This is a genomic window from Nostoc sp. DedQUE04 (assembly GCF_034530995.1).
Taxonomy (GTDB): Bacteria; Cyanobacteriota; Cyanobacteriia; order Cyanobacteriales; family Nostocaceae; genus Nostoc.
This window is the reverse complement of record NZ_JAVRCA010000132.1, coordinates 1-5,318: the sequence shown is the minus strand read 5'-3', so window position 1 is coordinate 5,318 and position 5,318 is coordinate 1. Positions and strand designations below refer to the sequence as shown.

Sequence of the window (5,318 nt, the reverse complement as noted above, 5' to 3'; positions counted from 1 at the left end):
GAAACTGGTTTGCTAATTGCTGCTACTGTACCTCATAACAGCCGGAAATGCTGTAGTAGTTTACTATCTTGAAACGGCTAGTATACCTATTATGAAAAGCACAAACTTCATTTTGCGAGAGGGAAGGATTGAAGATGCTCATGAGTGCGGTTCAATCTCTTACCAAGCGTTTAAGATCCTCGATGAACGATATAATCTTACCACAGACTGGGCTTCTCCTGAAGCTACAATTAAATCGTTTTCGTCTCTACTTAAACGTCAAAATGTTTACTCGGTTGTAGCGGAGCTAGATGGACATATTGTGGGCAGTAATTTTCTCTGGAATAATGGGGCAATTGCTGGAATTGGGCCGCTATCTGTTAACCCCATAACGCAAGGACGTTCAATTGGTAGGCATCTCATGCAATACGTCTTAGATTACGCACGGCAGCAAGAGTTTGCAGGTGTCAGATTAGTGCAAGCTGCTTATAATAGTAGTTCATTATCCTTATATACTAAACTCGGATTTCGTGTGCGAGAACCGCTTGCAGTCCTAAAAGGTACGGCGCTTCAACTTGAAGTTTTAGGCTATGTGGTTCGTAAAGCAACCGCAGCAGATATCGATATCTGCAACCAACTCTGTTTTCAAGTTCATGGTCATGTTCGCCAGATCGAATTACTTGATGCAATTGAGCAGCAAACGCTTACAGTAGTTGAACATAACGGTTGCATTACAGGATACATAACTGTACTTGGCTTGGATGGACACGCAGTTGCACAAAGTAATCAAGACCTCAAAGCACTACTGAGCGCTGCAACAGCAATTTCCGAATCAGGATTTCTCTTGCCAACGCGCAATACTGAGTTATTGCGCTGGTGCTTAGAGAAAGGATTGCACATAGTTCGACCAATGACATTGATGAGTATGGGACTGTACAACGAGCCAGTAGGCGCATTTCTACCTTCAATACTCTATTAAATTGCCTATTGCTGCAACCACTAAACTAAGTCAGCACATTTGTAACAATGGTCAACAAAGTGCAAATGGAATGTGGCGATCGATGGTTAATTTATGCCGTCATCGATCGCGGTGAAGTGTTGGCAAATGATGGTGTCACGGCTTTAGAACATCGGAAATCTGGCAGCTATTATTAATCTGACTGTTCACTCTTGTCTAACAATACCTCTTTCTTTGTAAAGCTACGGTATACACACAAGTCTTTTAGAGTTGCAATGGCATTGTTTTGGCTGACAATACGATTGTAGGACTTACGCATCGTACATAAGTACTAAACACAATTTGGGTATTTTAGCCATGTTTTGGCATCCAGCGATCGCAAATGTCGGAATAAATCAGGGTTATCTGAAGCCTCTGAAAAGACTAAATACCGTAATACACGTTTTGGTTGATTTGTATAGTGCGTAAGTCCTAGATTGTTTCGCCTGACAATATAGCATTTCCTAGTCTGCTGAGGTACAAATCTCTGCATACCTCTGCGCTTAACTTTGCGTCCCTCTGCGTTTCAAAATATTATCTGTACATCACTTAACTGGGAATCGCTATCAACTCATTATTGATTGCACGAACGACCGCGTTATATATTTTAATATTATCAAAAGTTGATTTCTTATAATCTTAGATAATACTTTAATGTTATTTTTATATACCTCAAAAGTAAAAACTTTAAAAGTGTTTATTTTTGTAAAACATATATGGTAAAGTACCACTTATCAAAACTATAGTGTATCTATAAATTTTAAGTAGTTTAAAAATTTCAAAAAGTAGTTTTTCAAGCAATGAAGTCTTTCCTAACGACTAAGTAATTGTTAAAATGGCAATTTTGAACTTGATAAAAGCTGCAACTACTCTAAGCCCATACATTGGCTTAGATATTATTATACGAATTCTGTACAAAGTAATTTTCTACGGCAGCAATTCGTGTATTTAATCGGGAAACTCTCAGCAAACAGAGTATTTAATTCTTGATAGCTTGCTTTAGCAAGTTAGCTTTAGCTTGTGAATAATACAGTATTCGCAACAAACAGTGGTGTTTTCTTTTGTGTGTGAGGAACGGGTGTGAATTACTACAAGTTAATGTGTACCAAAAAAGTCAGTTGGCTGTGCTTACTTACTGCTTTAATTTCGCTGGGTGCATCTCCTGTAAATGCTCAATTAATTGCTGAAAATTCTGTCAACAATTTTGAGAGCGCAGACAAAGACAACAGTAGCGGAATTTCAACTAATTTTAATTCTTTAGAATCGAATGCGATCGCTCAAGTAAACTCTGTATCTCAATTATCTGATGTTAAGACAACAGATTGGGCTTTTCTTGCACTGCAATCGGTAGTGGAACGTTACGGTTGCATTGTAGGATATCCTGACAGTACTTATAAAGGAAATCGCGCCTTAAGCCGTTATGAATTTGCTGCGGGATTGAATGCTTGCTTAGATAGAATCAACGAACTGATTGCTACTAGCACTGGTGACTTAGTTAAGAAAGAAGATTTAACTACTCTCCAAAAACTCCAAGAAGAATTTACATCTGAACTTGCAACATTGCGTGGTCGAGTAAATGCCTTAGAACCTCGCACAGCTACCTTAGAGAAACAACAGTTTTCTACCACAACTAAACTTAATGGCGAAGCAATTTTTTCTTTGTCCACAGCGACAGGTGGAGAACCAGGCAGCCAAGATGCTAAATTAGCCTTCAATAATCGCGTCCGGCTCAATCTTACCAGCAGCTTTAACGGCAGTGATTTGTTGATTGTTGGACTTCAAGCTTACAACTTCAGATCGAGCGGTTCATTTTATGAAAGAGGAACCATTCAAGGCCAATTACTGCCAAATTCAAGTTTTCTTGGTGCAGGTTCAACCAAGTTAAGCTTTGAACCTCAATTTCCTGGCTTTAACCCCCAGACATTACAACCCGATGGCGGAGCAAATTCAGTTAGTCTTTACAAGCTAGCTTATGTCTTACCGTTGTCTCAGAAATTCGTTGTCTTTGCTGGAACCAATGCAGAGATTACAGATGTTTTTCCTGCCATCACTCCCTACGCCAGCGATAGTCAAGGTGCAATCTCTCGATTTGCAGGTTACAACGCCGCAGTCAGAATTACAGGAGGAACTTCTGGTACGGGTTTATTAGCGGGTGCTGGTTTCTTGTGGAATCCTTCAAAACAAGTGGGACTCGGAGTGATTTATGGTAGTGGTTCGGCTCCAATATCAGAAGATCGCGGTCTTTTGAACACACCTTTGGGAGCAGGTGTCTTTAACGGTACACAAGCGATCGCAGCACAACTGACCCTCAAACCAATCTCAACTATTGATATCGGCATCAACTATGCACACAGTTACCACACAATTAACATTTTAGGTACAGGCTTGGGCAGCGCTGATATTGCTTCTATTCGATTTACTCCCAATGCAGCACAACTGGCGAGGTTTGGTGGTGACGCTACACTAGCAACTCTTGATGAGCCAATCACTGTAAATTCTGTAGGTGCAACAGTAACGTGGCGGTTTGCGCCGAAAACATCCCTGTCACTATCAGGTGCATTGCTTTTTGCTAATCTCTTGAATGTAGATGCCTCTACAACCTTTAGTAGCTGGTCGGCTGGGTTGCATTTTAGAGATATATTCCATGAAGGGAACACCGCCGCCGTCATTTTTGGACAGCCGCTTTACCGAGAATCTGTCGCCGGAGTTGCTTCTCGTCCAGAAGACGCGACTCCCTATCATTTAGAAACATTTTATAACTATCGGGTTAATGACAATATCTCCATTACCCCTGGTGTATATTTCATCTTTAGCCCGGAAGGCTTTAGTGCTAATGACACAGCAATTGTAGGCGCACTTCGCACTACTTTTGCTTTCTAGAAGACTGGAGGCTGGGGATCGGATGTCACATTGAAAATATTTTCAGGCTTGTCGAACATTATTGTTCGATGAGCTTGGTTAAAGCCGTCCGTCAACGTCACCGACGAACGGCTGCTCGTTCTGTTGACATCTGGGCTGATGCCTTAACTTGACACCAACGACAGAATGTCCACCCTAATACTCTAACTTGCTACCGCTTCAGCAGGAGCTGCCTCAGCAGCAGTTATAGGTAAATAAACACTAACTTTTTTACGAGTTTTGCCCTTTCTCTCAAACATTACAACACCGTCGATTAAGGCAAACAAAGTGTCATCGCTACCAATACCGACGTTGTTACCAGGGTGGAATTTAGTGCCGCGTTGACGCACCAAAATGTTTCCTGCACGTACAACTTGACCGCCATAACGTTTGACACCCAGACGTTGGGCATTAGAATCACGACCGTTGCGTGTACTACCTGTTCCTTTCTTATGAGCCATGATTTCCTCTTGTGTATCTACTTCTTTTATTATTCAGCAGCGGTTTCAACTTCTTCAGCAGCAGTGTTATCTAGAACGGGGGTTTCCTTCTCCGGTTCTCCTTGGGCAGCAAACACTGCACCGTTGAGGGTGATGGAATCAATCATAAGTCTGGTAATTTCCTGACGATGCCCCCGTTTTTTGCGGGTTTTCTTTTTCGGCTTCATTTTGTATACCAGGACTTTACGACCTCTGTAATGTCGCATTACAGTCCCTTCTACAGTCGCACCTGTTACTAATGGCTGTCCAATGGTGACTTCGCCATCGTGCTGCACGAGTAATACGGAATCTATTGTAACTTTTTCATCTGGTTCGATCGCCAGCAGTTCAATGTCGTAAAACCGCCCTGGCTCTACTCGTATTTGTTTGCCGCCAGTTTCAATAATCGCGTAGGTCATGGAATTGTCCTTGAGGTTGCCGTACAGGTAGCTGGTTTTTATCTCCTGTAGAGATGCTTTTGCCAGCCTTTGTAATATGTCTACCTGATCCGAGCAGGAATTAGACAGACAATCTAACATACTATTTTATTAATACGCGTCAAGTCAAGCTCTAATAGGATTTTTTACGTTTGGCATTGCTGTCTGGTCAGCCTGAAGATGAGAAATCAGTTAATTACTCTGTGCGATCGCTCATTTTCTAAAAGTGAGGAGGAATTAGTCAACAGTCGTCATGGGCGAATGTCACTAAGATAAGCGTTAACCCTTGGTATTACTGGTTTTGGGGTGTAGGGTGTGGGGTGTGGGGTGTAGGGAATTACGAACAACTTGGTTTTGTCTGGCGCACTAAAATTCAATTTTTATTAACACTACACCCAACACCCTACCCCCAACACCCTGCCCTGACGATATTTCACATGAGTCTTCGTGCCATTCCGTCATGGGTGTAGGTGTCTGGAATTTAGACTAAGCAACACAAAACGACCCAGCCGCGCTGAATTGATAAAA

5 protein-coding genes are annotated in these 5,318 nt (G+C 41.9%); 3 read left to right on the top strand and 2 right to left on the bottom strand.

Features of this window, described 5'->3' with window-relative positions; genetic code table 11:
- Positions 1-91: 91 nt before the first annotated feature.
- The 3 genes from RM049_RS39065 (at position 92) to RM049_RS39055 (ending at position 3,856) form a co-directional block, all read left to right on the top strand.
- Positions 92-958 (top strand): GNAT family N-acetyltransferase, encoded by an 867-nt coding sequence (locus RM049_RS39065; protein WP_322691741.1) that lies wholly within the window; start codon positions 92-94, stop codon positions 956-958.
- A 47-nt stretch (positions 959-1,005) separates the two neighbouring features.
- On the top strand, positions 1,006-1,134 hold the full coding sequence (locus RM049_RS39060; protein WP_322674098.1) for a hypothetical protein: 129 nt from the start codon (positions 1,006-1,008) through the stop codon (positions 1,132-1,134).
- Positions 1,135-2,056: 922 nt separating this feature from the next.
- Positions 2,057-3,856 (top strand): iron uptake porin, encoded by a 1,800-nt coding sequence (locus RM049_RS39055; protein ID WP_322708089.1) that lies wholly within the window; start codon positions 2,057-2,059, stop codon positions 3,854-3,856.
- Between the two features lie 182 nt (positions 3,857-4,038).
- On the opposite strand, the gene rpmA is transcribed toward RM049_RS39055, so the two are convergent.
- Together rpmA and rplU are read right to left on the bottom strand one after the other, a co-directional pair.
- Positions 4,039-4,335, bottom strand: a complete 297-nt coding sequence (gene rpmA, locus RM049_RS39050) for a 50S ribosomal protein L27 (RefSeq protein WP_099099325.1) — start codon at positions 4,333-4,335, stop codon at positions 4,039-4,041.
- Positions 4,336-4,364: 29 nt separating this feature from the next.
- On the bottom strand, positions 4,365-4,772 hold the full coding sequence (gene rplU, locus RM049_RS39045; protein ID WP_289800080.1) for a 50S ribosomal protein L21: 408 nt from the start codon (positions 4,770-4,772) through the stop codon (positions 4,365-4,367).
- Positions 4,773-5,318 lie beyond the last annotated feature (546 nt).